1 pseudogene is annotated in these 590 nt (G+C 62.7%); it reads right to left on the bottom strand.

The features are described 5' to 3' along the window. A pseudogene (locus CPT76_RS06520) lies at positions 1–590 on the bottom strand (pyridoxal-phosphate-dependent aminotransferase family protein); the annotation flags it as partial.

Here is a 590-nt window from a genome sequence, read left to right as displayed (position 1 = left end):
CACCAGGCGAAGTCCTTCATGAAGCGCATACAGCATGGAGGTCATACTCCGGTAATGATGGTTCAGCCGCTTGGGACTCCAGTAATCCTGCAGCTGGGCCAAATCCAGATAATTGCTCTGAATGGGACTAGGCCCAGGAGGAGCCTCCTGTAGCGGGAGGGAAGCGGCATTGCTGCGCAGTCCCCGCTCAATGCGTTTGCGGGCAACAATTTTCCGCTCTGCGCGGTCGTTATACGTTATCGGCGCCATGCCTGACGGAACGGACAGGCACTTTTGCGTGCCGCCGATGACCGCGTCGAGCTGCCAGGCGTCCGTATCGACCGCCGTGCCGCCAATGGTTGCTACGGCGTCGACGATCAGCAGCGCGCCGTGGCGACGACAGGCTTCGCCGATCCCGGCCAGCGGCTGCATCCGGCCCGTGGAAGTCTCCCCGTGCACCATGGCGACGACATCCGGCTGCTCGCGGCCGATGGCTTCGATCAATTCGGCAGGGTCGAACACAGTCCCCCACGGCTTCTCCTGTGTAATAACCCTGCCCGCCGCACCGCTCGGCGATTTCGTGCAGCAGGTGGCCGAAACGCCCGTAGATC

The sequence above is a fragment of the Paenibacillus sp. AR247 genome (genome assembly GCF_002968895.1).
GTDB lineage: Bacteria > Bacillota > Bacilli > Paenibacillales > Paenibacillaceae > Paenibacillus_AQ > Paenibacillus_AQ favisporus.
The sequence above is the reverse complement of the archived record's forward strand: the minus strand, read 5'-3'. Positions and strand labels throughout refer to the sequence as shown.